This window comes from Nonomuraea sp. bgisy101, from assembly GCF_057708945.1.
In genome coordinates, this window is the sequence record NZ_JBYITD010000046.1 from 41,594 (window position 1) to 68,380 (window position 26,787).

General features: G+C 73.4%; 13 protein-coding genes. 10 read left to right on the plus strand and 3 right to left on the minus strand.

Features of this window, described 5'->3' with window-relative positions; translation table 11 throughout:
* Positions 1 to 10: 10 nt before the first annotated feature.
* Complete coding sequence (locus AC3EO4_RS49090; protein WP_431902915.1) at positions 11 to 1,171, plus strand: MFS transporter; 1,161 nt, start codon at positions 11 to 13, stop codon at positions 1,169 to 1,171.
* Here the strand turns inward: AC3EO4_RS49090 and AC3EO4_RS49095 are convergent.
* Positions 1,161 to 2,942, minus strand: coding sequence for a serine/threonine-protein kinase (locus AC3EO4_RS49095; protein ID WP_431902917.1), 1,782 nt, complete (start codon positions 2,940 to 2,942; stop codon positions 1,161 to 1,163). The two genes, AC3EO4_RS49090 and AC3EO4_RS49095, sit on opposite strands and share 11 nt — an antisense overlap.
* 147 nt (positions 2,943 to 3,089) lie before the next feature.
* Positions 3,090 to 3,719, minus strand: a complete 630-nt coding sequence (locus AC3EO4_RS49100) for a TetR/AcrR family transcriptional regulator (RefSeq protein ID WP_431902919.1) — start codon at positions 3,717 to 3,719, stop codon at positions 3,090 to 3,092.
* 93 nt (positions 3,720 to 3,812) lie between these two features.
* On the opposite strand from AC3EO4_RS49100, the gene AC3EO4_RS49105 reads away from it, so the two are divergent.
* On the plus strand, positions 3,813 to 5,159 hold the full coding sequence (locus AC3EO4_RS49105; RefSeq protein WP_431902921.1) for an SGNH/GDSL hydrolase family protein: 1,347 nt from the start codon (positions 3,813 to 3,815) through the stop codon (positions 5,157 to 5,159).
* 178 nt (positions 5,160 to 5,337) lie between these two features.
* The gene (locus tag AC3EO4_RS49110; protein WP_431902922.1) at positions 5,338 to 5,943 is read left to right on the plus strand and encodes an LLM class flavin-dependent oxidoreductase; all 606 of its coding nucleotides are present in this window, start codon (positions 5,338 to 5,340) and stop codon (positions 5,941 to 5,943) included.
* Between the two features lie 112 nt (positions 5,944 to 6,055).
* Here AC3EO4_RS49110 and AC3EO4_RS49115 read toward each other — a convergent pair whose 3' ends face one another.
* Entirely contained in the window at positions 6,056 to 6,259 is a 204-nt protein-coding gene (locus tag AC3EO4_RS49115; protein ID WP_431902923.1) for a DUF2283 domain-containing protein, read from the minus strand.
* 673 nt (positions 6,260 to 6,932) lie between these two features.
* Between AC3EO4_RS49115 and AC3EO4_RS49120 the strand changes: the two genes are divergently transcribed.
* The 7 genes from AC3EO4_RS49120 to AC3EO4_RS49150 form a co-directional block, all read left to right on the plus strand.
* The gene (locus tag AC3EO4_RS49120) at positions 6,933 to 8,402 is read left to right on the plus strand and encodes a thioesterase domain-containing protein (protein ID WP_431902925.1); all 1,470 of its coding nucleotides are present in this window, start codon (positions 6,933 to 6,935) and stop codon (positions 8,400 to 8,402) included.
* Positions 8,399 to 13,240 carry an amino acid adenylation domain-containing protein gene (locus tag AC3EO4_RS49125; RefSeq protein WP_431902927.1) on the plus strand — a complete coding sequence of 1,614 codons (4,842 nt, stop codon included), beginning with the start codon at positions 8,399 to 8,401 and terminating at the stop codon, positions 13,238 to 13,240. The genes AC3EO4_RS49120 and AC3EO4_RS49125 overlap by 4 nt, the downstream gene beginning before the upstream one ends.
* A gap of 39 nt (positions 13,241 to 13,279) precedes the next feature.
* Positions 13,280 to 18,664, plus strand: a complete 5,385-nt coding sequence (locus AC3EO4_RS49130) for a type I polyketide synthase (protein ID WP_431902928.1) — start codon at positions 13,280 to 13,282, stop codon at positions 18,662 to 18,664.
* Positions 18,661 to 18,858 carry an MbtH family protein gene (locus tag AC3EO4_RS49135; protein WP_379573123.1) on the plus strand — a complete coding sequence of 66 codons (198 nt, stop codon included), beginning with the start codon at positions 18,661 to 18,663 and terminating at the stop codon, positions 18,856 to 18,858. The genes AC3EO4_RS49130 and AC3EO4_RS49135 overlap by 4 nt, the downstream gene beginning before the upstream one ends.
* A complete protein-coding gene (locus tag AC3EO4_RS49140; protein ID WP_431902930.1) occupies positions 18,855 to 22,025 on the plus strand; it encodes a non-ribosomal peptide synthetase in 3,171 nt (1,056 codons plus the stop codon). The genes AC3EO4_RS49135 and AC3EO4_RS49140 overlap by 4 nt, the downstream gene beginning before the upstream one ends.
* On the plus strand, positions 22,022 to 25,288 hold the full coding sequence (locus tag AC3EO4_RS49145) for an amino acid adenylation domain-containing protein (RefSeq protein ID WP_431902931.1): 3,267 nt from the start codon (positions 22,022 to 22,024) through the stop codon (positions 25,286 to 25,288). The genes AC3EO4_RS49140 and AC3EO4_RS49145 overlap by 4 nt, the downstream gene beginning before the upstream one ends.
* Positions 25,281 to 26,787: condensation domain-containing protein (locus tag AC3EO4_RS49150; protein ID WP_431902932.1), on the plus strand; the 1,507-nt coding region annotated here is incomplete at its 3' end. The genes AC3EO4_RS49145 and AC3EO4_RS49150, both read left to right, overlap by 8 nt.

Here is a 26,787-nt window from a genome sequence, read left to right on the forward strand (position 1 = left end):
AGGGCGCGGCGTGAGCGGGCGTCCTCGCGCCATGTGGCCGCTGTACGCCGCCGGGTTCACCACCGCGTTCGGCGCCCACGGCGTCGCCGCCAACCTGGGCGGCTTCAGCGACGACGCGGTGACCTCGCTGCTGGTGCTCGGCGGGCTGCTGGCCCTGTACGACGGGGCCGAGGTCCTGCTCAAACCCGTCTTCGGCACTCTCGCCGACCGCGTCGGCGCCCGCCCCGTCCTGCTCGGCGGTCTGCTCGCCTTCGCCGCCGCCTCCGCCCTCTACGCCGTGGCCGACAGCCCCGGCTGGCTGTGGGCGGCCCGCCTCGGTCAGGGCGCCGCCGCCTCGGCCTTCTCCCCCTCGGCCTCCGCCCTGGTCGCCAGGCTCAACCCGGCCACCGCGCACGGCCGCGCCTTCGGCGGCTACGGGTTCTACAAGTCCATCGGCTACACGCTCGGACCACTGCTCGGCGGGGTCGTGGTCTGGGCGGGCGGGCTGTCGCTCCTGTTCGCGATCATGGCCGTGCTCGGCCTCGCGGTCGCGGGCTGGTCGGCCGTCGCCGTTCCGGCCGTGCCCCCGCTGCCCCGCGCCCGTCAGACGGTGCTCGACCTGGCCAGGCGGCTCGCCTCCCCCGCCTTTCTCGGCCCGACCGCCGCCCTGGCGGGCGCGACCGCCGCGCTGTCGGTCGGGGTCGGCTTCCTGCCCGTCTCAGGCGCCGCCGCGGGTCTCAACCCCGTGGCGACAGGCGCGGCCGTGTCCCTGCTTGCCGCGTGCGCCGCCGTCGTGCAACCGGCCGCGGGACGCGCCCTCGACGCGGGACGCCTCACCACCCGCACCGGGCTGACCGCGGGACTGCTGGTCACCGCCGCGGGACTGGGCTGCGCGGTCCTGCCGGGACTGCCCGGGATCCTGACCGCCGCCGCCCTGGTCGGCGCGGGCACAGGGCTGATCACGCCGCTCGGGTTCGCCGCCCTGGCAGCCGCCACCCCGCACGAGCGCCTCGGCCAGACGATGGGGTCGGCCGAGCTGGGCCGCGAGCTCGGCGACGCGGGCGGCCCGCTGCTGGTGGCGGGCGTGGCGACCGTCTTCGGTCTCGGGTACGGCTTCGCCGCCCTGGCCGTCCTGCTGGCCGTGGGACCGCTCGTCGCCTACGGATCGCGGGGACGTAGCGCTACCAGATGATCGTGGGACTCTCGCGACCGCCTGCCCACGTGATCGTTCCCGTCCTCCTCCACCGCTGCCGCACGTCGAGCGTGGCACCGCTCTGCGCGACCGTGGCGGCGTGCGGGCCGCAGTGCACGATGCCGCCGCCTCCGGGCAGGGGACGGCCCTTGCAGATGAAGGGCCGGGAGACGACCCGTTCGGCGACCGTGTCGTACACCTGGACGTGGATGTCGGAGAGCACCCGGGTGGGCCCTCTCAGCTTCCCCTTGAGGAGGATCGTGTCGCCCTTCACCGCGATGCAGGGCGACATCTCCACGTCGGTGCCCGGCCCGGCGGAGATCCACGGGCGGCACTTCCAGTCGGGCTTCGCGGAGCCGTCCGGGCGATCCCCTCCCACCGGATCGCCGTCCACGAACGTCGTCTCCTCGGGGCGCGGCGTCTCCGGCGGTTGTTCCTTGGTGGTCTTCACCTGCTCGGTGTCGGTCTCCTTCTCGTCGTGGTCCTGCGGCGGCCGCGCCTCCGCCACCTTCGTGGTCTCCGAGCGGTCCGGGGGGTTCCTGCCGGTCTTGTCCTGCTTCGTCTCCGTCGTCACGACCGGCGGAGGCGGGGTGGTGGCCTCCGTCCCCACGTCGGCCTTCGAGTCGGCGGTCGACCCGCCGGATGCGCCCGGGGCGTTCGCCACGGCCTCCGGCGCCCGCCACGGCGCCACGAAGGCCACGGCCGCCGCGCTCAGCGCCAGGGCCGCGACGGCGGCGAGGGCGACCGTCAACGGCCGGCGGGAAGGCCCGCGCCGAGCCGAGGCGACGGTCTCTTCGGCGCTCACGAGAGGCCGCGACGCTCCTCCGGGCGAACCCGGCGCGACCGGGGGAACCGGCGCTCCCGATGCGGACGCCGCCGACACCGGGAGGGGCTTCGAGGTGGCGGAGGGGGGCTCCTGCCTGGCGACGCGGGGCAGCGCGGGCAGCCCCTCCAGCGACGGCGCCGCCGTACGGAGTGCCGTCGCGACCTGTGCCGCGCCGGGCCGCTCGGCCGGGTTCTTCGCGACGCAGGCCGCGACGACCGCCCACAGCGCGTCGGCCATGCCGGGCAGCCGCCGGGGTGTCGCGCTCGCGTGCTGCCTGAGCAGCGCCATCGGATGCTCGCCGACGAACGGCGGCCGCCCGGCGACCAGCTCGTAGAGGATCAGGCCCACGGCGTAGACGTCGACCGCGTGCGTGGGGGCGCTGCCGTCGGCCACCTCGGGCGCCAGGTAGGTCGGCGTGCCGATGACCGAGGTGGTCTGGGTCAGTCCGGGACCGTGGACGATGCGGGCCACGCCGAAGTCCGTCAGCCGCGCCTGGCCGGTGGCGGCGTCGATGAGGACGTTGCCGGGCTTGACGTCGCGGTGCACGATGTCGAGCGCGTGGGCGGCCGCCAGCGCGTCGGCGACCTGCGCCATGAGCTCGGCCGCCGCCGCCTGGGGCAGCGTGCCTGACCGCTGGAGCAGGGCGCGCAGGTCCCCGCCCTCGACGAGGTCCATCACGAGGGCCAGCCGTTCGCCCTCGATCACGAAGTCCCGCACGGTGACGACGTTGGGGTGACGCAGCGCCCGCATCACGTTGCGCTCCTGGACGAACCGCAGGACCAGGTCCTGGTCTCCGGCCAGACCGTCGCGCAGCAGCTTGACCGCCACGATCTCGCCGGAGTCCCGGCTGCGCGCCCGCCAGACGGTTCCCATCCCGCCGGCGCCGATCTCCTCCACGAGGACGTACCGGCTTCCCAGAGACTCCTCGGACCCGCCCGTCGCCATTGTTCGCCTTTCGCCCCTCAACAGAACTAGATCACCATAGTCACGTACATCAGGGCCAGAAAGATCACGCGGATGCGGCCGTATCCGATCGGGAACCGCAGTCGCCATGTGCAGGTGATCCCTCGAACCCCCGTCCGCGGTGGAAACCTATCCAACCCTCCCCGCCTCGCCGGCGTACACCCCCGCGCGGGCCGCGGCGGTGGCCGCCTCGGCGGCGCGGTGGGCGGCCGCCTCGTCCAGCGGGTCGCCGCTGGCGAGCAGGCGGTAGTAGAGCGGGGCCGAGACGGCGCGGATCACCTCGTGCGCGTCCGTTCCCTCGGGCACCTCTCCCCGCTCTACGGCCTGCTCGACGCAGGGCGCCCATTCCGCGATGCGGATCTCGTAGAAGCGGTGCAGCGCGGCGGCCGTCCTCTCGTCGCAGGTGGCGGCGGTGATCATCGCCTTGAAGAGCTCTCCCTGCCGGGGGTCGGTCAGCGTGCGCCGTACCAGGAGGGCGTTGGCCTGGAGGTCGCCGAGCAGGGTGCCGGTGTCCGCGCGCGGCAGCGACTGCTCGGCCATGTCGACCAGCAGGTCGGCCACCAGGGCGGCCGTGGTTCCCCAGCGCCGGTACAGCGTCGTCTTGCCCACGTCCGCGCGGCGTGCGATGTCGGCCAGGTCGAGGGCGGCGAAACCCTTCTCCACCAGGGCGTCCCCCGTGGCCTGAAGCACCGCCGCGCGTACCCGGGCGGTGCGGCCTCCAGGCCTGGTCGTGCCGGGCTCCGCGCCTTCACCGGTCATAACGGTTCTCCAGTTCCGTTAATTCTGCTACCGTCGTTCACATCTTAACGGGAAAACAGCCCCGTTAGATGGACCGCCACGAAGGAGATCTCCATGAGCCCGCTGAAGCGCAAGATCCGCGCAGGGCTGCTCGTCGCTCCGCTGCTCGCGCTCTCCGCGATGGCGGTCGGCGTCGAGGGCGCCGCCGCACAGCCACCCGAGGCCGCCCCCACCCCCGTTCACGCGACGGCCACCACCCCGGCCTCCAGCGCGGCCCCCACCGCCGCGGCGGGCGGTCGCGGCTGGACCGCCGGCTGGATCGCCTCGCCGCAACGGGCGAGCGCGGGGTTCGAGCCGAACTGGTCGGAGGAGGGCTTCTCCCAGCACAGCGTGCGGCAGGTCGTCAGGATGACCGCCGGCGGCTCGGCGCTCCGTGTCCGGCTGTCCAATCTCTACGGCACCTCGCCGTTGCGGCTGACGGGCGCGACCGTCGCCCGCGCGGGCGACGGCGCCTCGATACGGCCGGGCTCGCTCCGGCACCTGACGTTCGGACGGACGAGGTCGACGCTCGTCCCCGCGCACGGCCAGGCGGCCAGCGACCCCGTGCCGCTACAGGTCGAACCCATGGAGTCGCTGACCGTCACCCTGTACTTCGCGGGGACGACCGGTCCGGCCACCTTCCACTCCCAGGCATACGCCACCAGCTACCGCGCGGCCGGCGACCATCGCGACGACCAGGGCGGTGCCGCGTTCACCCGGACCACGCACTCGTGGTACTACCTCACCGGCGTCGACGTGATCGGCGGCGCGGGCGGCCGCGGCGCGGTGGTGGCCTTCGGCGACTCCATCACCGACGGCTTCGGGTCCACGAACGACGCCGGTAACCGCTACCCGGACGAGCTGGCCGAGCTTCTCGCCGCCGCGGGCGACCCACGGCCCGTGCTGAACGCCGGGATCGGCGGGAACATGGTGCTCAACGACTCCGCCTGGTACGGGGAGAGGTCGACGGCCCGGTTCCGTCGCGACGTGCTCGACCAGCCGGGGGCGAGCACGGTGATCGTCCTGGAGGGCGTCAACGACATCGGCTTCAGCGAGTCGGACACACCCACCTACAAGCCGAATCCCGTCGTGTCGGCACGCGAGATGATCGACGGGCACCGGCGGCTCATCAGGGAGGCGCACGCCAGGGGCGTCAAGGTGATCGGCGCGACGCTGCTGCCGTTCAAGGGCTCCGACCACTGGGGCGAGCACGCGGCGGCCGTCAGTGACGAGCTCAACCGGTGGATCCGTACCTCCGGTGAGTACGACGCCGTGGCCGACCTCGACCGGGCGATGGCCGCGCCGTCCGACCCCGACCTGCTCGACCCCGCCTACGACAGCGGGGACAAGCTGCACCCCAATGACGCCGGCTACCGCGCCATGAGCCAGGCGGTCGCCACCGCCCTGCGCCTCTCGGAATAAGTGGACGATCCGTCCGGTTACGGTTCCATGCCAAGTGGGCACACCGTCCGGTTGGCCTCCGATCCGGAGGGAGCACGATGGACACGAGCAACATCGGGGTCGTCTTCGGCAGCCTGACGCCGCCGGAGGAACTGACCGGGGGCGCGGCGCTCGCCGAGCGGCTCGGTTTCGGCGAGCTGTGGTTCGGGAGCTTCTGAACGGCGCCGCCGTCGACCGCCGGACGAGCACGCACGAGTTCGCCGGGATCCGACTGGAGTTCCCGCCGGAGCGGCCGCCCGAGCTGTGGATCGGCGCCGTCAACGAGCGCGCGCTCCGAGCCGCGGGGGCCGTCGCCGACGGGATCCTGCTGTCCGTTCTCGCCGGCCCCTCGTACGTGTCCTGGGCCAGGGAGCGGTCGGCCGCCGCGGACCGGCCGGCCCCGCCGATCACGGCGTTCGTCCTGGCCTCGGTGTCCGACGACGAGCAGGTGGCGCGGGAGTCCGCACGGGAGGCCGTCGGCTTCTTCCTCAGAGCGGAGTCCCACACGGCGCTGGTCACGCGGTCGAAGCACGGCGCCGAGGTACGGGAGCGGATCGCGGGCCTGGCGGACGGCGAGCCCCCCGTCGTCGAGGACGCCTGGATCGACGAGTTCGCGGTGGCCGGCACCCCCGACAGGGTGCGGGACCGGCTCCTGGAGCTGCGCGCCGCCGGCGCCGACTCCCTGGGGCTCTGGCTGTTCCCGCCCGAGCGGCTCGCGAGCCAACTCCAGCGGATCGCTGACGACGTCCTGCCCTCCACCGCGTGACCGCTCCGAGCTCCGGACGACGTCCCCGCCACCGCGTGACCACTCCGAGCCCCGGACGACGTCCCCGCCACCGCGTGACCGGCCCGAGCCGCAGGAGAGCGTTCGACCCGCCTCAGGCCTCCTTCGCCGGCCAGGCGGCGACGATCTCGATGCCGATCACCTGACCGTCCTCGTCCAGGTCGAGGTTCACCATCGCGTGGTCCACGGGGACCGTCCTGGCCACCCCGCCGGGCGCGATCGGCCCGCGCAGGTAGATGTAGGCCGCCTCGGCCTCGGGATCGTAGGTCCACATGCCTGGATGCTTTTCCAGCGTCATCGAGCCTCCTGGTGGCCGGCGAGCGACGTCGTCCTGCACGAACAGGAAAGCAGAGTTGCCCGTCACGGTCGCGCCGCCGAGCCGCCTGCCGGCCCGGCGGCGGCAGGCGACCGGTCAGGTCGATCACGGACTGAGCACCTGACCGGACGGAATGGAACGCGCCATTTCTCCTGGTAAACGCGCCGGTAACGCGCCAGCCAGCACTTATGCCCTGTTTGACACATTGGTTGACCAAAAATCGACTCCACAGGTCGATTCGGGCGTCCGTTGCCCGAAAGTAAGGGACCGGAACACTCGTTTCGGTCATATCCTCCTGGTGATCCACCGTGACAGGGAGTGTCCGATACAACGTCGCACCAGGAGCGCAGCGCCCCAACCGTCAGACCTCGCCCCAACCGAAACCCCCCATGACCTCGATCTTGTTCGTTTCGAGACAATTGAATGTCCAATTTGTCACAATGCCCGAAATCAATATTTAGACATTGCTTGAAACTTCACCCCTTGACTGAGTTTCGGACGAAATAATAGGAAGGGCGTGGCTTGGCGCTGACCGATCCTCGGCAGGACGAAACCCTGCACGAGCGATCCCGTACTCCGCTGTTCGTGCGACGACCTCGCATGGGCTGACGGATCCGTCTGGGGGTGACTTCGCGTAGCAATGCGACAGGATGACGTGCTACTCGATCCACCGTTCGCCTCGCTGACGCGATCCCTGCCCGGCGCTCCGTTGCTGTTCTGCATCCCCTACGCCGGCGGCGACGTCTCCGCCTTCTGGGCGTGGCGGCATGCCTTCGAGGGCGCCTTCGACGTGCGGGTGGTGATGCTCCCCGGCCGTGATGGCCGGATCGCGAGGCCCGGGGCACTCGCCCCGGAATCCATCGCCCGCTCCATCGCCGCCCACCTCCCCCCTGTCGCCGGCCCGGCGTACGCGATCTACGGGCACAGCATGGGCGCGCGGCTGGCCTTCGAGGTGGTCCGCGAGTTACGGCGGCTCGGCGCGCACCCGCCCCTGCGCCTCTACGTCGGCGCCGCGCACCCGCCGGAGCGCCAGGAGACGCTCGCCCGGTGGACCAGCCTGGACGACGAGGAACTCCTCGACGAGGTGATCCACCGGCTCGGCGCGCCCACGGAGTTACGGTCGCAGCCCGAGGTCAAGGCGCTGCTCGTCCCCGCGCTCCGTACCGACATGGCGTGGCTGCGCGGCTACCGCCACACGCGGCAGGCCCCCCTGTCGCACCCGATCGTCGCCTTCGCCGGCGCGCACGACCGCGAAGTGGTTGACCCGTCGATGCTCGGCTGGGCCCGCCACACTTCCTCCGGGTTCCGCCTCCACACGCTCGACGCGGGCCACCTCTTCCTCAACACGCACGGCGAGCAGGTGGCGAGGGCGATCGCCGAGGACTTCCACGGCACGGGCACCCCGGACCAGCCCGGCGAGGACGATGTGCACGTCTGGCTGGCCGACCTCGCGCGGCTGCCCGAGGCGTGCGCGGCGGTCGGCGAGCTGTCGCCCAAGGAGGCGGCGCGGGCCGCCAGGTTCCGGCGCCAGGAGCACAAGGACTGGTACGTGGGCCGCTCGGTGGTCCTCAGGCGGCTGCTGCGCGACTACGGCGTCGAGACCGGCGTCGAGGAGTTGCGCATCAAGCCAGGCGGCAAGCCGTACACGGGGACGGACCTGACGTTCAGCATGAGCCAGTCGGGCGGGCTGGTGCTGGTGGCGCTGGCCTGGGGCCGCGAGGTGGGCGCGGACGTCGAGCGGATCCGCCCGCTTGCCAACGAGCAGGCGTTCTGCGAGGGCGCGCTCGACGAGCGGGAGGCGGCCGAGTTCGCGGCGCTGCCCGAGGAGCTGCGGCTGCAGAGCGCGCTGCGCACGTGGACGGCCAAGGAAGCAGTGCTCAAGGCGAGCGGGGACGGGCTGCGGGTGGATCCCGCGCTGTTCGGGTTCGCGGGGCAGCAGCCGGGGGCGACGTGGGTTCCCGAGGCGGCGCCCGAGGTGGCGAGGCTGGCGGAGTGGCAGGTGACGCACCTGCCGCTGGGACGGGCGATCGGCGCGGTCGCCGTGCGTTCCCCCCGCTTCCGCCTGCGTTTCGAAACGGTACGGCAGGGCCAGACGGAACCGCATCGCGTGGAGGCCGCAGGATGACGCTGACCTCGCTCGGCACGAGCTGGACGCACGGGCCCGCGCACACGCCACCGGACGGGTTGCTGAGCGACCTGATCCTGGCGCAGGCCGCGCGGACGCCCGACGCGCCGGCGATCCGGCAGTGGGGCGCCACGCTGACGTACGCCGAGCTGGTCGCGCGCGCGGCACGCCTGGCGGCGCGGCTGGCCGAGCTCGGGGTGGGTCCGGAGACGCGCGTGGGCCTGTGCGCGCGGCGGACGCCGCTGATGCCGGTGGCCGTGCTGGGCGTGCTGCTGGCCGGCGGCGCGTACGTGCCGCTGGACCCGGGGCATCCGCGCAGGCGGCTCGAAGAGGTGCTCGACGACGCCGGGATCGCCGTGGTCGTCGTGGACGGAGCCGGCAGGGAGCTGCTCGACGGCTGCGGCCGCACGCTCGTCGCGGCCGACGGCACAGGGGCCGGCGGCTCCGCATCCCACGGCGCCGGAGCGCACGGCCTAGGAGCGCGCCCCGGAACGGACGGCACAGGAGGCGACAGCGCCACGGCGGGACCGGCCGTGGCGGGGAACGCCGCGTACGTTCTCTACACCTCGGGGTCTACGGGCCGGCCTAAGGGCGTGGTCGTCAGCCACCGCAGCGCCGTCGCCTTCGCCACCGCGACCGTCGCGCACTTCGGCCTGGACGGGTCCTGCCGCTCGATCGCCTTCTCCGCCCTCGGGTTCGACGTCTCGGTGATGGACATGCTGGCTCCTCTCACCGCGGGCGGATGCGTGCAGCTCGTGCCCGACGAGGACAGGGTGGACCCCGCCAGGTTGCAGCGCTTCCTCGAGGAGCACGAGGTCACCTGGGGGTTCATCCCTCCGGCGCTGCTGCCGCTCGTCGATCCCGCGCGGCTGCCGCACCTGCTGGATCTCGTGACGGCGGGCGAGCCGCCCGGCCCCGAGCAGGTGGCGCGCTGGTCGGCGCACGCGCGCTTCCACAACTGGTACGGCCCGACCGAGTCGACGGTGTGCGTGGTCGGCGGCGCGTTCGACGGCGTGTGGGAGCGCCCGCTGCCGATCGGGCGTCCGCTGGGCGGCTGCAGGGCGCACATCCTGGACGACGACCTGAACGAGTGCCCGCCGGGCGTGCCGGGCGAGCTGTTCATCGGAGGCCCTCAGGTCAGCCGCGGCTACCTCGGCCGCCCAGGCCTGACGGCCGAGCGCTTCGTGCCCGACCCGTTCTCGGCCGAGCCCGGGGCGCGGCTGTACCGGACGGGCGATCACGTGGCGTGGGAGGACGACGGCCGTATCTCGTTCATGGGCCGCCTCGACCGGCAGGTGAAGGTCCAGGGGCAGCGGGTGGAGATCGGCGAGGTCGAGTCGGCGCTGCGGGCGCACCCGGGAGTGCTGCAGGCGGTCGTGGACTTCGCGGGCGAGCTGGTCGCCTACGTGACGCCGGAGGACGCGCCCGACCTGGCGGCCCTGCGCGCGGACCTGTCGGTGCGGCTGCCGCCGTACATGCTGCCGAGCAGGCTGGTACGGCTGGCCATGCTGCCCCTGAACGCCTCGGGCAAGGTGGATCTGGCGGCGCTCAAGGCGGCGGCCCAGGCCGGGACGGCGCAGGCGCGGCCGAGCGCCGGCGGGACGGCGCAGGCCGATCGGGCCGATCGGGCCGAAGAGGTGGGCGAGGCCGGCGGGCTGGCCGGGATCTGGGCCCGCGTGCTCGACGCGCCCGTCCCCGGCGACGAGGACGACTTCTTCGAGCACGGCGGCCACTCGCTGCGGGCGATGCGCCTGGTGGCCGCGGTCCGCGCGGAACTCGGCAGGGACGTCTCCGTCGAGGACGTCTACGCGGCGCGCACCTTCGGCGGGCTGAACACCCTGGTCGAGCGGGCGCCGCTCGACACCGGTGACGCCCCGCCCACCGGCAGCCCAGCGGCCCTGTCACCGGCCCAGCGCCGGATGTGGTTCGTGGAGCAGCTCGCGCCAGGCTCGACGGCGCACAACATCGCGATGGCCGAGCGGGTCCGCGGCCCGCTGGACCCGGCGGCGCTGAGGAGCGCGCTGACCGCGGTCGTGACCGCGCACGAGGTGCTGCGCTGGCGGGTCGCCTCGCGTGACGGGATGCCCGAGGTGTCGGTGGCGCCGCCGTACGAGGTCCAGCTCCCGGTCGACGAGCTCGCCGACGCGGAGGATCTCGCCGGGCTCCTGGAGGCCGAGGCGCGGGCGAGGTTCGACCTGGCCGCGGGGCCGCTCCTTCGGGCGAGGCTGATCCGGCTGGCACCCGACGACCACGTCCTCTGCCTGACCGTCCACCACCTGGTCTTCGACGGCTGGTCCCAGGACGTCCTGTACCGCGACCTGGCGGCCGCCTACCGCGGGCACTCACTGGTCGAGCCGGGCCACGGCTTCGCCGACTACGTGCGCTGGCTGCGCGAGCAGGGCGGCGGCGCCCTCACCTGGTGGCGCGACCACCTGAACGACGCGCCGCTGGTGCTCGACCTGCCCAGGGACCACGCCAGGCCGCCGGAGCAGACGTTCAGGGGAGCGGCCTGCCGCGCGGGACTGGACGCGGCGACGGCCGGCCAGGTAGGCGCGCTGGCGGCCAGGCTGGGCGCGACGCCCTACTCGGTGCTGCTGGCCGCCTTCGGCCTGCAGCTGGCTCGCCTGTCGGGCCGCGACGACCTGGTGATCGGCGCGGCGTACGCGGACCGGCCGCACGTGGCCTTCGACCGGCTGGTGGGCATGTGCGTGCAGATCCTCCCGCTGCGGCTGCGGCCCAAGGACGGGTTCGACGAGCAGGTGACGGCATGCGCGAGGGAGCTCAACGCGGCCATCAGGCACAGGGACGTGCCGCTGACGCCGCTGATGGAGCTGCTGCGCCTGCCGCGCGACCTGGGCCGCAACCCGGTCACGCAGGTGCTGTTCAACATGTACAACTTCGCCGAGGCGCGGCTGGACCTGCCGGGCTGCGCGAGCGAGCCGCTGCGGCCTGGGCTGCCCGGCGCGCTGTTCGACCTGACCATGTACGTGAGCGAGCGCGCCGACGGCTACGCGCTCGAACTGGTCTACAACCCGGACCTGTACTCGGCCGAACGCATGGACGCGATGCTCAAGGGCTACGTGGACCTGCTCGGCGAGCTGCTGACCGGACGTCGTGAGCCGCAGGCCCCTGAGCCCGAGCTTCCCGGCTGGGACGGCCCTGGGCTGCTGGACGGCGACGCCTACGGCAGCCTGCGGCGCAGGACCGTGGCGGCCATCAGGCGCGCTGGGGTACGGCCCGGCGAGACGGTGGCCGTGCTGGCGTCCAGGGTGCCGGAGCTGCCGGGGCTGCTGCTCGGCGTGCTCGCCTCGGGGGCGCGGTGGCTGGTCGTCGACTCCGCCCATCCGCCCGCCGTACAGGAGAGGCAGGCGGCGGGGGCGCGGGCGGTGATCAAGCTGGCGCCCGGCCTGGAGGGGCTGCCCGAGATCGTCCTCACCGACGAGGAGGACGCCACGATCCACGCCGAGCGCGGCTACCTGTCGCTGACGTCGGGCACCACCGGCGACCCCAAGCCGGTCGTCACCACGGACCGCCCGCTCGCCCACTTCGCCGACTGGTACGTCAGGACGTTCGGGATAACGCCGGAGGACCGGTTCGCGCTGCTGTCGGGACTCGGCCACGATCCGGCGCTGCGCGACATGTTCGTCCCGGTCAGAGCGGGCGCGACGCTGTCCGTCCCCGAACAGGAGCTCCTCCGCGACCCGGTACGGCTGGCCGCGTGGCTGGCCGAGCACGCGATCACCGTCCTGCACCTGACACCGCAACTCGCCGCCATGCTGGCGGGCACCGGCACCACGCTGCCCGCCGTCAGGCTCGTCGGCGTGGGCGGCGATCGCTTCATCTGGGCCGAGGCCGCCAGGCTCCGGCGGCTCGTGCCGGGTGCCAGGCTGGTCGCCTTCTACGGCACCACCGAGACGCCGCAGGCCCACGCGTGGTACGAGCTGGGCGAGCCCACGGCGGACCCGGTGCCCATCGGCCGGCCGGTCGAGGGCAGCGAGATCCTCGTCCTCGCCCCGGACGGCCGCCGCGCCGCGGTGGGCGAGCTGGGCGAGGTGGTGGTGCGCAGCCGCCACCTCTCCACCGGCTACCTCGACCAGGAGCTCACGAAGGACCGCTTCGACGGCGACAGGTTCCGCACCGGTGACCTCGGCAGGCTCAACCCCGACGGCACCGTGACCCCGGCCGGCCGCGCCGACGACCAGGTGAAGGTCCGCGGCTTCCGGGTGGAGCTCGGCGAGGTGGAGGCCGCCCTGGCCGCCTGCCAGGACGTGCGGGCCGCCGCGGCCGTGCCCGCCGCCCTGGCGGAGGGCGGGACGCTGACCGGCTACGTGGTGCCCGCCAGACCGGGACTGACCGCGCACCGGGTGCTGGAGCAGCTCCGCCGCGTCCTGCCCGAGCACGCGGTCCCCGGCGAGGTGGTGCTGCTGCCCGCGCTGCCGCTCACGCCCAACGGCAAGGTGGACAGGGACGCACTGCGCCGCCGGCCCGCGCGGGCCGCCGAGACGGCCAAGGGCGACAGCCATCTGGACGGGCCCACGCAGAAGGTGGTCGCCCAGGTGTGGCACGCCGTCCTGGGCGTGCCACGGCTCGGGCCCGACGACAACTTCTTCGAGATCGGCGGCCACTCGCTCGCCATCGCCGCCGTCCAGGCGCGGCTGAAGGCCGCGACCGGCCGTGACATCCCGATCGTGGAGCTGTTCCGCCACCCCACGATCAGCTCGCTCGCCGCCCACCTCGACGGCGGGGGCGGCAGCCCCGGCCTGGACAGGGCGGCCCGCCGCCTCGCCGTGCGGCGAGACCGGCTGAGGAACCGAACCGAGAAAGGGACGACCCCATGACCGAGCTTGTCCAGGTCATCAATCACACAGGGAGGGCGCATGACCGACGAGCCCACGGTTGAGCCGATCGCGATCATCGGCCTGTCGTGCCGGGTCCCTGGAGCGGGTGACGCGCAGCAGTTCTGGCGCAACCTCGCCGACGGCGTGGAGTCGCTGACCACCTACACGCTGGACGAGCAGCGGGCGCTGGGCGTGTCCGAGAGCTCGCTCGCCGACCCGGCCTTCGTGCCGGCGGCGATGGTGATGGACGACCATCAGGGCTTCGACGCGGCGTTCTTCGGCATGTCGATCAGGGAGGCCGAGGTTCGCGACCCGCAGCACCGGCTGTTCCTCGAGCTGTCGCACACGGCGCTGGAGGACGCGGGCTACGACCCGTTCCGCTACCCGGGAGAGATAGGCGTCTACGCCGGGTCGGGTTCGGACTTCTACCAGTGGATCAACATCCGCAGCAACGCCCAGGCGCACGCCAACGCCGGATGGCTGGCCATCATGGTCGGCAACCACGTCGACTACTGCGCCACGCTCGCCTCCTACAAGCTCGACCTGCGCGGTCCCAGCTACACCGTGCACACCGCGTGCTCGACGGCGCTGGTGGCGCTGCACATCGCGTGCGAGGCGCTGCGCAACGGCGAGTGCGACATCGCGCTGGCCGGAGCCGCCATGCTCGACCTGCCGCAGGGTCAGGGCTACGTCTACGACCAGGACGGCATCGTCTCCCCCGACGGCCACTGCCGCCCCTTCGACGCCAACGCGGGCGGCACGATCTGGGGCAGCGGCGGCGGCGTGATCGTGCTGAAGCGGCTGTCGGAGGCGATCGCCGACCGCGACAACATCCGCGCGGTCGTGCGCGGCAACGCGATCAACAACGACGGCGCGGGCAAGGTGGGCTTCTCCGCGCCGAGCATGGACGGCCAGGCCGCGGTCATCGCCCAGGCGCTCGGCGTGGGCGGCGTGGACCCGCGCACGGTCACCTACGTCGAGGCGCACGGCACGGGCACCGCACTCGGCGACCCGATCGAGGTGGCGGCGCTGTCCAGCGTGTTCGCGCGGGACACGAGCGACACCCAGTGGTGCGGCATCGGCTCGGTCAAGAGCAACATCGGCCACCTCGGGCAGTCCGCGGGCGTGGCCAGCGTGATCAAGGCGGTGCTGTCCCTGGAGAAGGGGCTGATCCCGCCGACACTGCACTACGAGAGCCCCAACCCGAAGATCGACTTCCCGTCGAGCCCGTTCTACGTGGTCTCCACTCCGGTCAAGTGGGAGCGCAACGGCTTCCCCCGCCGCGCGGGCGTCAGCTCCTTCGGCATCGGCGGGACCAACGCGCATGCCGTACTCGAGGAGGCTCCGCCGCGGGCGGCGCTCCCCCGCGAGCGGCCCGCTCACCTGCTGAAGCTGTCGGCCAGGACCGACGCCGCGCTCGCCGCGGCGCGGGAGCGGCTGGCCGCCCACCTCGCCGAGCACCCGGACGCCGACCTGGCCGACGTGGCGTTCACGCTGCGGGTGGGCCGGCGCGAGCTCAAGAGCAGGGCCGCGGTGGTGGCGACCTCGCCCGCCGACGCGATCGCCGCGCTGGCCGACCCCAAGCGGATCGTCTCGGGGAGCAAGCCGAAGCGGGCGCCGCAGGTGGCGTTCCTGTTCTCCGGCCAGGGCGCGCAGTACGGCGGCATGGCGGCCGAGCTGTACGAGAACGAGCCCGTCTTCCGCGAGGCCGTCGACGAGTGCTCGGCGATCCTGGACATCAGGGAGCAGATCTTCGCCACCGGCGAGGAGGCCGACGAGCGGCTGCGGCAGACCTCGCTCACCCAGCCGGCGCTGTTCACCGTCGAGTACGCGCTGGCCAGGCTGTGGCTCTCGCTCGGCGTCGAGCCCGCGGCGATGATCGGGCACAGCATCGGCGAGTACGTGGCCGCGACCATCGCCGGCGTGTTCACGCTGCCGGACGCGTTGCGCCTGGTGGAGGCGCGAGGGCGGCTCATCCAGGGCATGCCGACCGGCTCGATGCTGGCCGTGCAGCTCATGCCGGACGAGGTCGCGCCGCTGCTGCCCGACGACGTGTCGGTGGCGACGGTCAACGGCCCCGGCACGTGTGTGGTGGCAGGGCCGTCGGCGTCGGTGCGCGAGCTGGCCGAGATGCTGGAGGAGGAGGGCGTCGGCTGCACCGCGCTGCGCACCTCGCACGCCTTCCACTCGGCGATGATGGAGCCGATGCTCGGCGAGTTCCGCGCGCTGGTCGCGGCGACCGAGCTGAGCGCGCCGAGCCTGCCGTTCCTGTCGAACGTGAGCGGCACGTGGATCACCGCCGCCGAGGCCACCGACCCGTCGTACTGGGCCAGGCACGTGCGGGAGCCGGTGCGCTTCGGCGACTGCGTCGCGAACCTGATCGCCGACGGCGAGTGGATCATGATCGAGTGCGGGCCTGGCCGCCAGCTGTCCGGGCTGGCCAAGGCCCAGCTGCCGGCCGGCGCGGTCGGCCCGCTGCCGTCGCTGCCTGGGCCGCGCGACAAGGCCGGGGACGTGCAGGTGTTCTCGCAGGCCGTGGGCGCGCTGTGGGTGAACGGCGTCGAGCTGGGCGACTTCGGCGCCCCGGGCTACCGGGTGTCGCTGCCCGGCTACGCGTGGGAGCGGCAGCGCGCCTGGATCGACCCCGACCCGCAGGGCGCGTGGGTCGGCGGCGTCGCCAGGGCCCAGCAGGTGCAGGGCAACCTGCCGCCCGAGCGGTGGTACGGGGTTCCGGTCTGGCGGCAGGCGTCGCCGGGGCCGTCCCGCCCCGAGCCGGTGACACGGTGCCTGGCGTTCGTCGACGACGACTCGGCCGCGCTGGCCGCCGCGCTGCGCGCGTCGGGCGCCGAGGTGCTGGAGGTACGGCAGGGCGCCGGCTTCACCGCCGACGGCGACCGGTTCACGGTACGGCCGGCCGTACGGGAGGACTACGACGCCCTGCTGGAGGCGGTCGGCGAGGTGCCCGAGCGGATCGTCCACGCGTGGGCGACGGCAGGCGCGCAGGACACGTGGGAGGCGCAGGAGCACGGCTTCTTCGGCGTCCTGGCCCTGGTGCAGGCGCTGTCGGCGGCGCAGCCCGCGGGCGGCGTCCAGCTCGATCTGGTCACCACGGGGACGATGGACGTCGTCGGCGACGACCTGACCAGGCCCGAGCACGCGACGCTCGCGGCGTTCGCGCGGGTGGTGCCGCTGGAGACGCCGTGGCTGCGCGTGCGGCAGATCGACGTCGCGGGGACCGACTGGGTCAGGGGCGCGGCGGCCGAGCTGGGCAGGCAGGCCGAGCCTGGCGAGGCGGGGCTGCTGGCTCCTGTCGGACTGCGTGGAGGCCGGCGCTGGCTGCTCGGCTACGAGCAGCTGGAGGTGGCCGAGGAGCCGGGCGAGCCGCGCGACGGCCAGGTGTACGTGATCACCGGCGGTCTGGGCGGCATCGGCATCTCGCTGGCCGAGGACCTGGCCGCGCGGGCGCGGGTGCGGCTGGTGCTGCTCTCGCGCGGCGGCCTGCAGGACGGGCCGCCGCGCTCGGCGCGCGAGGCCAGGGCCGCGGCGGCGATCCGCCGGATGGAGGAGGCGGGCGCGCAGGTGCTGTGCTTCGCCGCCGACGTCACCGACGCCGCCGACATGCGGCGGGTCAGGGACGAGACGCTGGCCGCGTTCGGCCGGGTGGACGTGCTCGTGCACGCGGCGGGCCTGCCCGGCGGCGGCATGGCCGAGGTCAAGGAGCGCGAGGCGGCCGAGGCCGTGCTGCGGCCCAAGGTGCTCGGCACGCTCGCGCTCCAGGCCGCCTTCGGCGATCTCGAGCTCGAGGCGGTGGTGCTCTGCTCGTCGATCACCGCGGTGGCCGGCGGGTTCGGGCAGATCGACTACTGCGCGGCCAACAACTTCCTCGACGCGCACGCACGCGCAGGGCGCGGCTGGAACACCGCCCAGCTCGTCAGCGTGAACTGGGGCAAGTGGCTGGAAGTCGGCATGGCCGCGGAGACGGCGGCACCCGCGGGGTTCGTCGCCCTGCAGCGCGGCGACCGGATCAAGGCGATCGACCACCCCGTGATCAACGCCAGGCACGAGGGCGAGAGCCTCGACTGGTGCAGCGGCACCCTGTCTCCCCAGACCCACTGGGTGCTGGACGAGCACCGCATCTCCGAGGTGCCGGTGCTGCCCGGCACCGGCCACGTCGAGCTGGCCAGGACCGCCGCCGAGGCGGTACTGCCCGGCGACGGGCTGATCGAGCTGCGGGACGTGGTCTTCGTCGAGCCGCTGTCGGTGGCCGACGGCGCGACCGCCGAAGTGCGGGTGATGTTCACGCCCGAGTCCGACGGCGCCGAGTTCCAGGTGCAGAGCATCGTCGGCGACTCCCACCGCACCCACGCCCGCGGCGTGGCGGCCAAGGTGAACCCGGGCGCCGTCGACCGCGTGGACCTGCGGACGATCATGGACCGCTGCGCGCTGTCGCCTGACGGCCAGGGTGGGGTTCCGCTGTCGGGCCTGCTGACGCTGGGCGCCCACTGGGGCAGGAACCTGAGCAGCGCGCACGTCGGCCGGCACGAGGCGCTCGGCCTGTTCGAAGCCGACGACGTGGTGCTGGAGGACCTGGACCGGTGGGGGCTGCACCCGGCCCTCATGGACAGCGCCACCTCGTTCAGCTGGGTGGAGGTCGAGGGTCACTACCTGCCGCTCGGCTACGGCCGGATCACCGTGCGGGACCGCCTGCCCGAGGCGTTCTGGAGCCACCTGCGCATCACCGCCAGCGACACCGACGAGGTGCTGGCCGTGGACGTGACGCTCATCGCGCCCGACGGCACGGTGCTGGTGCAGATCTCGGACTACGTGCTGCGCCGCATCGACACCGACTCCGTCGTCGCGGGGGTCGTCGCCAACGCCGACTCCCAGCGCGAGGGGAGCACGGTGGCGGCCGCCCCGGAGGACGCCGTCGGCATCAGGCCCGCGGAAGGGGCGCAGGCGCTTCGCAGGCTGCTGGCCGCACCGCTGGGCCCGCAGGTCGTGGTGGCGGCCACGCCGGTCGCCGACCTGATAGCCGGCGTCGGCTCGCTGACGCAGGAGACGGTCGAGTCCGAGCTCGATCCCGCGGCCGTCGCCGATCGCCAGGCCAGATCCCCCGGCGAGGGCTACGTCGCGCCGCGCGGCGAGGTGGAGACCACGATCGCCAGGCTCTGGGGCGAGGTGCTCGGCGGCGAGCACATCGGCATCGACGACGACTTCTTCGAACTGGGCGGCAACTCGCTCATCGCGGTCCAGCTCATCGCCCTCATCCGCAAGGAACTGGGCGTGCGGCTGCCCATGCGCAGCCTGTTCGAGGAGCCGACCGTGGCGGGGGTCGCGGCGCTCATCGACGAGGCCAGGCGCGCCCCCGCCGCCGATCCTGCCGGTCAGACCATCCCACGGCTTCCGCGAAGGAGCGAGCAGTGAGCGACGTCAAGGTCGTGCTCAACGACGAGGAGCAGTACTCGATCTGGCCGGCGGGCAGGGAGAACCCCGCGGGCTGGCACGACGCGGGCTTCTCCGGCACCAAGGACGAGTGCCTTGCCCACATCGAGCAGGTCTGGACCGACATGCGGCCGAAGAGCCTGCGTGAGGCCATGGACGGAGGAAGCGTTCTGTGAGCGACGCCTTCCCCGCATCCTCCGGCCAGGAGCGCATGTGGTTCCTGGCCCGCTTCGAACCCGACCTGGCCGTCTACAACATCGGCATGCTCATGCCGATGACCGCCAGGCAGCCGGTGGATCCGCGCCGCCTGGAGCAGGCGATCGACCTGGTGGTGCGTCGGCACGAGGCGCTGCGGACCACGTTCGAGTTCAGGGACGGTCAGGTCACGCAGATCGTCACCGGCTCCGCCCCGCCGGCCTCGGTCACCGAGACCGACCTGACCCACCTGCCCGCGGCCGAGCGGGAGCCGGAGCTCAAGCGGCTGGCCAGGGCTGACGCGGCGGCGCCGTTCGTGCTGGAGCAGGCGCCGCTGTGGCGGGCCAGGCAGGTCCGCATGGCCGACGACGACCTGAGGCTGGTCATCGTCTTCGACCACACCGTGTTCGACGGCGTCTCCAGCATGATCCTGGTCGAAGAGCTGGAGGAGTGCTACGACGCGATCGGCGAGGGCAGGGCGCCCAAGCTGGCGGAGCTGCAGATCCAGTTCGCCGACTTCGCGGTGTGGCAGCGCGGTCGCCTGACCGGCGAGTTCCTGGAGAAGGAGCTGGCACACTGGCGGCAGCGGCTCGCCGGTGTCCCGGCCGACCTGGGTCTGCCCGGCGACCGGCCGCGTCCGGCCCGCCGTACCTATCGGGGAGAGATGCGGCTCGGGGCCTACTCCCCCGAGCTGAGCTCCCGGCTGGAGCGGCTCGCCAAGGACCTCAACACGACGCTGTTCACGGTGATGCTCACCGCCTACGCGGCCGTGCTGTCGCGCTGGTCGGGCCTGGACGACATCGTGGTGGGCACCCCGATCGCCGGGCGCCTGCTGCCGGAGACCGAGCCGGTCATCGGGATGTTCGTCAACGCGGTGCCGCTGCGCGTGGACCTGTCGGGCTCGCCGAGCTTCCGCGAGGCGGCCACACGGGTGCGCGCCACGGTGGCCGAGGCGCTGGACCACCAGGAGCTGCCGTTCGAGCGGCTGGTGGAGGACCTACAGCCGACCAGGGACCTCAGCGTGCCGCCGCTGTACCAGGTGATGTTCAACCTGGCCAGCGGCACCAACGAGGGGCAGATCGCCAACGGCACCGCGAAGGTCGACATCCAGCTCGACCTGAACATGCGCGACGGCAGGCTGCACACCCGGCTGGAGTACGCCACCGACCTGTTCGACCCCGAGACGATCGAGCGGTTCGACGACCAGCTGCGCACGCTGGTCGAGGCCGCGGTCGCCGACCCCGACCAGGCGGTGGGGACGCTGCCGGTGCTCACGCCCGAGGCGCGGGAGCACGTGCTCGCGCTCGGCGCGGGCGGGGAGCTCGAGCGACCGGAGACCACGCTGTCCGCGCTCGTCGAGGCGCAGGCGGCTGCCACACCCGACGCGCCCGCCGTCGTCTTCGGCGACACCACCCTGACCTACGCCGAGCTGAACGCCCGCGCCAACCGGCTGGCCCGCTGGCTGCGGAAGATCAGGGTCGGGCGCGGCCACCCCGTCGCGGTCTGCGCCGAGCGCTCGCCCGAGCTGGTCGTGGCGCTGCTCGCGGTGCTCAAGGCGGGCGGCGCGTACGTGCCGCTCGACCCCGAATACCCGCGGCACCGGCTGGCGTACATGCTGTCCGACAGCGGCGCCAGGGTGCTGCTGACGCAGCGGCACCTGCGCGAGGCGCTGCCAGGGGGCTCGGTCAAGCCGGTGCTCCTGGAGGACGACTTCGACGAGCCGTCCGACGACCTGGACCCGGTCACCGGCCCCGACGACGCCGCCTACCTGATCTACACCTCCGGCTCGACCGGCCGGCCGAAGGCGGTGGTCAACTCCCATCGCGGGATCGTCAACCGGCTCGCCTGGATGCAGGACAGGTTCGAGCTCACGGCGTCCGACGTGGTCATGCAGAAGACGCCGACCAGCTTCGACGTGTCGGTGTGGGAGTTCTTCTGGCCGCTGGTCCAGGGCGCGAGCCTGGTGCCGGTCCGCCCCGGCGGTCACCGCGACCCCAACCACCAGCGCGACCTGATCAAGCGGCACGGCGTCACCACGATGCACTTCGTGCCCTCGATGCTGGCGCTGTTCCTGGAGGAGCCCGGCATCGAGTCGTGCACGTCGCTGAGGCGCGTGGTGTGCAGCGGCGAGGAGCTGACGCCGCGGATGGCGGCCCGCTTCTTCGAACGGCTGCCCGGCGTCGAGCTGCACAACCTGTACGGCCCGACCGAGGCGGCCGTCGACGTCACCGCCTGGAAGTGCGAGGACGTCGAGGGACGCGCCACGCTGCCGATCGGCCGCCCGATGCCGGGCTGCCGCCTGCACGTGCTCGACGAGCGGCTGGAGCCGATGCCCGTCGGCGTGCCCGGGCACCTGCACATCGGCGGCGTCCAGGTCGCCCGCGGCTATGCGGGCCGCCCCGGTCTCACGGCCGAGCGGTTCGTGCCCGACCCTTACGGCCCGCCGGGCTCCCGGTTGTACGCCACCGGCGACCTGGCCAGGCTGCGGCCCGACGGCGAGCTGGAGTTCCTCGGCCGGATCGACGACCAGGTGAAGGTACACGGCTGGCGGGTCGAGCCCGGCGAGGTGGAGGCGGCGCTGGCCGAGGACCCGCGTGTGCGGCGGGCCGTGGTGGCGCTGCGCGACGACGCTCCAGGCGGCCGCGGGCTGGTCGCGTACGTGGACTGGTCGGGCGAGTCGCACGAGCTGGCCCACGCCATGCGCACCACGCTGGCCCGCAAGCTGCCGCCGCCGCTGCTGCCGCAGGCGTTCGTGCAGGTGTCGGAGTTCCCGCTGGGGCCGAGCGGCAAGCTCGACAGGGCCGCGCTGCCGGCGCCCACCGGGCCTGGCCGCACCGACCTCGGCACCGCCTACGCCGAGCCTGGCACGCCGCTCGAGGCCGAGCTGTGCGCGCTCTGGGGCGAGCTGCTGGGCCGCGACCGGGTGGGCGTGGACGACGACTTCTTCGAGCTGGGCGGGCACTCGCTGCTGGCGGTGCTGCTGGTCACCCGGTACAGGGAGGTCTACGGGATCGAGATGGACCTGCGGGTCTGCTTCGAGCTGACCACGGTGGCCGAGCAGGCGCTGGCCGTACTGGAACTGCAGCTCGGCGACGCCGAGCTGGACGCGCTGCTGGCGGAGGACCCTGTGGAGGATGCGGACGCATGAGCGACATGCGGGGACGGCTGGCGCGGCTGAGCCCGGAACAGCGCGCGGCGCTGGAGCGCAGGCTCCGGCGGCAGGCACCGGTGCGCGCGGCGGGCATCCCGCCGCGCCCCGACCCGGACGGCCCCGCGCCGCTGTCCTACGGGCAGGAGCGGCTGTGGTTCCTGCAGCGGTTGGATCCGGCCGACGCCTCCTACAACATGTTCATGGTGCAGCGGCTGCGCGGTCGGCTCTCGATCGAGGCGCTCGGGCACGCCCTGGACACGCTGGTGGCGCGGCATCCGACGCTGCGGGCGCGCTTTCCCGCGGACGAGGGCAGACCGGTGCAGGTGGTCGAGCCGTCGATGAAGCTCGAACCGGTCATCGTGGACCTGGGCGACGTCCCCGCGGCCGAGCGGGAGGGGCGGGCCACGACGCTGGTCGCCGAGCTCACGAACACCCCGTTCGACCTGGCCGCGGGGCCGCTGGTGCGGGTGCACCTGCTGGCGCTGTCGGACACCGACCACGTGCTCTGCCTGGTGCTGCACCACATCGTGGCCGACGGCTGGTCGCTGAAGCTGCTGCTCGGCGAGCTGGTCAGCGCCTACGCGGCCGCGTCGCGCGGCGGCCGGGCGGACCTGCCTGAGCCGTCGCTGGACTACCGCGACTTCGCGGCGTGGCAGCGCTCCCGTGAGCCCTCGCAGCGCGACCTCGACTACTGGCGCGCGCAACTGGCAGGGCTGGAGCCGCTCGAACTGCCGGTGGACCGGCCGCGGCCGGCGGTGCGCACGCCCAGCGGCGACTACAAGGTGCGCAGGATCGGCGCCGAGCTGACCGCTCGGCTGGAGCGGCTGGCCCGTGACGAGCGGTGCACGCTGTTCATGGTGCTGCTGGCCGCCTACCAGACGCTGTTGTGGGCGCATTCCGGACAGGACGACGTCGCGGTCGGCTCGGTGATCGCCGGGCGCGACCGGCCCGAGCTGCAGGACGTCGTCGGCTTCTTCCCCGAGACGCTGGTGCTGCGCGGCGACCTGTCGGGCGACCCGTCCTTCCGTGACCTGCTCACCCGCACCAAGGCGACGGTCCTGGACGCCTTCGCCCACCAGGACATCCCCTTCGAACGCCTGCTCAACGACCTCGGCGTTCGCCGTGACCTGAGCACGACGCCGCTGTTCCAGGCCATGTTCGTGATCCAGGACAAGGACGCGTCCGCGCTGCCGCTGCCGGGAATCGAGGTGGAGGTCTTCGACCCTGGCGCGGCACAGGCCAAGTTCGACCTGATGCTGGACGTCACCCAGCGCGAGGGCACCCTGTACGCCCTGCTGTCCTATGCCGCCGACCTGTTCGACGAGGAGACGGCGACCCGGCTGCTGCGCAGGTGGGAGCGGGTGCTGGAGACGGTGGCCGACTCCCCTGAGGCGTCGCTGTCGGCGTTGCGGGCCGCGATGACGCTGCCGGAGGACCGGCTGCCGGAGGCAGGGCCCGCCGCCGAGAGCGCGGCGCGCGACGTGGTCGAGCTGTTCGAGGAGCGGGTACGGCTGTCGCCGTCCGCGGTCGCGGTCACCCAGGGCTCGCGCAGCCTCACGTACGCGGAGCTGTCCTCGCTTGCGTCACGGCTGGCCGGACGGCTGGTCGAGGCGGGCGTGGGAGCGGAGACCGTGGTGGGCCTGTGCGCCCGCCGCTCGGTCGAGCTGATCGCCGGGATGCTGGCCGTGGGCAGGGCGGGCGGCGCCTACCTGCCCCTGGACCCCGCCTACCCGGCCGAGCGGCTGCGGTGGATGCTGCGGGACTCAGGGGCCGAGGTGCTGCTGTCGGAGGACGGCCTGCTGGAGTGCGACCTGCCGATGGTCTCGCTCGGCGATCCAGGCGAGGACGTCGCGGGACTCGCCGCGAACCCCAGGTCACTGGCCTACGTGATCTACACCTCTGGCTCCACCGGACGGCCCAAGGGCGTCGAGGTGCCCCGCGAGGCGCTGGCCGCGCGGGTGGACTGGATGCGGGCCGCCTACGACGTCGGACCCGGCGACCGCGTCCTGCAGTTCGCGTCGGCGAGCTTCGACACGCACGCGGAGGAGATCTACCCGGCGCTGGCGGCGGGCGCCGAGCTGGTCCTGTGCCCGGACGAGCCGCTGCCCGACTTCCTGAAGACCCCCGCGGGCGCCGCGCTGACCGTCATGGACCTGCCCACCTCCTACTGGCAGGAACTGCTCGCCGCCGGCGCCGCCTGGCCGCCGGAGCTCCGGCTGCTCATTCTCGGCGCCGACCCGCTTCCCGGCCCCGCCCTGGCCGCCTGGTACGCGTCAGGGCCACAGGGCGCCCGCGTGGTCAACAGCTACGGCCCCACGGAGACGACGGTCATCGCGACCGCCGCCGAGCTGGACCCGTCGGAGTCCGAGCGGCGCCCGACCGTGGGCCATCCGCTGTCGGGCACCACGCTGGAGGTGCTCGCCCCCGACGGCGGACCCGTCCCTCCGGGTGTGGCGGGCGAGCTGTACATCGGCGGGGCGGGCCTGGCCCGCGGCTACCGGGGCGCGCCCGCGCTGACCGCCGAGCGTTTCCTGCCCGGTCCCGGCGGCACGCGCCGCTACCGGACAGGCGACCGCGCCCGCTTCCGACTGGACGGCCGGCTGGAGATCCTGGGCAGGCTCGACCGGCAGGCGAAGGTGCGCGGCTACCGGGTGGAACCCGGTGAGGTCGAGTCCTGCCTGCTGTCGCATCCCGCGGTGGCCCAGGCGGCCGTGGTGGTCCGCGACGGCGGCCTGATCGCCTACGCCGTGCCGGGCGCGGCCGGAGATTCGGGCCTGGAGGCCGCCCTGCGCGAGCACCTGGGCGCGGAGCTGCCGCCGCACATGGTGCCGGGGGCGATCGTCCTGGTGGACCGGATCCCGCTCACGCCCGGCGGCAAGGTCGACCAGGACGCGCTGCCCACGCCCGAGCGGCGCGCCGCCACCGGGTACGAGTCGCCCGCGACGGCGGCCGAGGAGCTGGTGTGCGCGGTGTGGGCCGAGGTGCTCGGGCTGGAGCGGGTGGGCGCGCTGGACGACTTCTTCCAGCTCGGTGGCCACTCGCTGCTGGCCACCAGGACCACGGCCAGGATCGCGGCCGCCGCCGAGCTCGACGTGCCGCTGAAGCTGGCCTTCACCCACCCCACCCCGCGTGACCTGGCCGCCGCGCTCGAACGGCTGGCCGAGGCGGAGTTCGACGAGGCGGGCGACGCCCGGACCGACAGCGACGGGACCGGTTCCGGTGAGACCGGCGGCGGCGAGGAGGCGAACGCGCGTGGATGAGCGGCGGGCCCGGCTCGAGGCGCGCTTCCGCAAGGCCGTGACCGGGCTGAACACCGAGCAGCCGATCGCGCGCCGGCCCGGCGGGGTGGCGCCGCCGCTCTCGTTCGCGCAGGAGCGCCTCTGGTTCATGGAGCAGTTCGCTCCCGGCACGGGGGCGTACGTGCTGCCCGCCTCCGCCCGGCTGCGCGAAACCGTCGACGTGGCGCTGCTGCGGGAGCGGCTCGACGCCACGGTGGCGCGGCACGAGAGCCTGCGGATGACCTTTCCCGCCGGGCCGGACGGCCGGCCAGAGGTGCGCGTCGCCGCGTCGTCGCGGGTGCCGCTGCGGGTCGTGGACGCGGCGTCGGAGGAGGAGGCCAGGCGACTGCTCGGCGCCGAGCTCGCTCTGCCGTTCGACCTGGCCACGGGGCCGCTGCTGCGCGCCCTCCTGGTACGGCTCGCCCCCGACGACCACGCGCTCCTTGTCGCCGCCCACCACATCGTGACCGACGGCTGGTCCGCCGACCTGATCCTGCGCGAGCTGCTGAACGACCCTGGCCCTCCGCCAGGGATCGGCTTCGGCGACTACGCGCTGTGGCAGCGGGAGCGCCTGACCGGTGACGTGCTGGAGCGCGATCTGGCGTTCTGGCGCGCTGAGCTGGCCGGGGTGGCGCCGCTGGACCTGCCGCTCGACCTGCCGCGCCCTCCCGTCCAGGGGATGAAGGGCGGCTGGTGCGATCTCTCGGTGGACGCGGAGGTGACAGGACGGCTGCGTGGGCTGGCCCAGAGCGAGGGGGCGACGCTGTACATGGCGTTGCTCGCCGCCTTCCAGGTCCTGCTCGGCCGGTGGTCGGGCGCGGCCGACTTCGTGGTGGGCTCGCCGGTGGCCGGGCGGAGCAGGCCGGAGTTCGAGTCCGTGGTGGGGTTGTTCGTCAACCTGCTGCCGATGCGGGCCAGGCTGGGAGGCGATCCCGGGTTCGCCGAGCTGCTCCGCCGTACCAGGGACGCGGCGCTGGAGGTCTACGGGCACCAGGAGCTGCCGTTCGAGAAGCTGGTGGCGGAGCTGGACCCGGTGCGCGACGTCAGCAGGCCGCAGTTGCAGGTGCTGCTCGCCCTGCAGAACTACCGGGCCGGCGGTGAGGGCTTCGAGCTGGACACCTCGACCACCCGCTTCGATCTGGAGTTGTACGTCACCGAGGCCGGCGAAGGGCTGACGGGGCGGTTCGTCTACAACAGCGAGCTGTTCCTGCCGGAGACGATCGAGCGGCTGTCGCGGCGGTTCGAGGCGCTGCTGCGGGCGATCGTGGCAGGGCCGGAGACACCGGTGGGCGAGCTGGAGTTCCTGCCGCCGGAGGAGCGGGAGCTGGTGGTGTCCCGCTGGAACGCCACCGACCGGGAGCATCCAGGCGGGACCCTGCACGGCCTGGTCTTCGAACAGGCAGAACGCACCCCCGACGCCACAGCCCTGGTATTCGAGGGCGACCGGCTGACCTACCAAGAGCTCGCCCAGCGGGCGCGAA

Bases quoted from the DNA above. Each gene is read 5' to 3' on its own strand.
- AC3EO4_RS49105 (WP_431902921.1), top strand. From the start codon at position 3,813: ATGAGCCCGCTGAAGCGCAAGATCCGCGCAGGGCTGCTCGTCGCTCCG.
- AC3EO4_RS49115 (WP_431902923.1), bottom strand. From the start codon at position 6,259: ATGACGCTGGAAAAGCATCCAGGCATGTGGACCTACGATCCCGAGGCC.
- AC3EO4_RS49145 (WP_431902931.1), top strand. From the start codon at position 22,022: ATGAGCGACATGCGGGGACGGCTGGCGCGGCTGAGCCCGGAACAGCGC.
- AC3EO4_RS49095 (WP_431902917.1), bottom strand. From the start codon at position 2,942: ATGGCGACGGGCGGGTCCGAGGAGTCTCTGGGAAGCCGGTACGTCCTC.
- AC3EO4_RS49125 (WP_431902927.1), top strand. From the start codon at position 8,399: ATGACGCTGACCTCGCTCGGCACGAGCTGGACGCACGGGCCCGCGCAC.
- AC3EO4_RS49100 (WP_431902919.1), bottom strand. From the start codon at position 3,719: ATGACCGGTGAAGGCGCGGAGCCCGGCACGACCAGGCCTGGAGGCCGC.
- AC3EO4_RS49130 (WP_431902928.1), top strand. From the start codon at position 13,280: ATGACCGACGAGCCCACGGTTGAGCCGATCGCGATCATCGGCCTGTCG.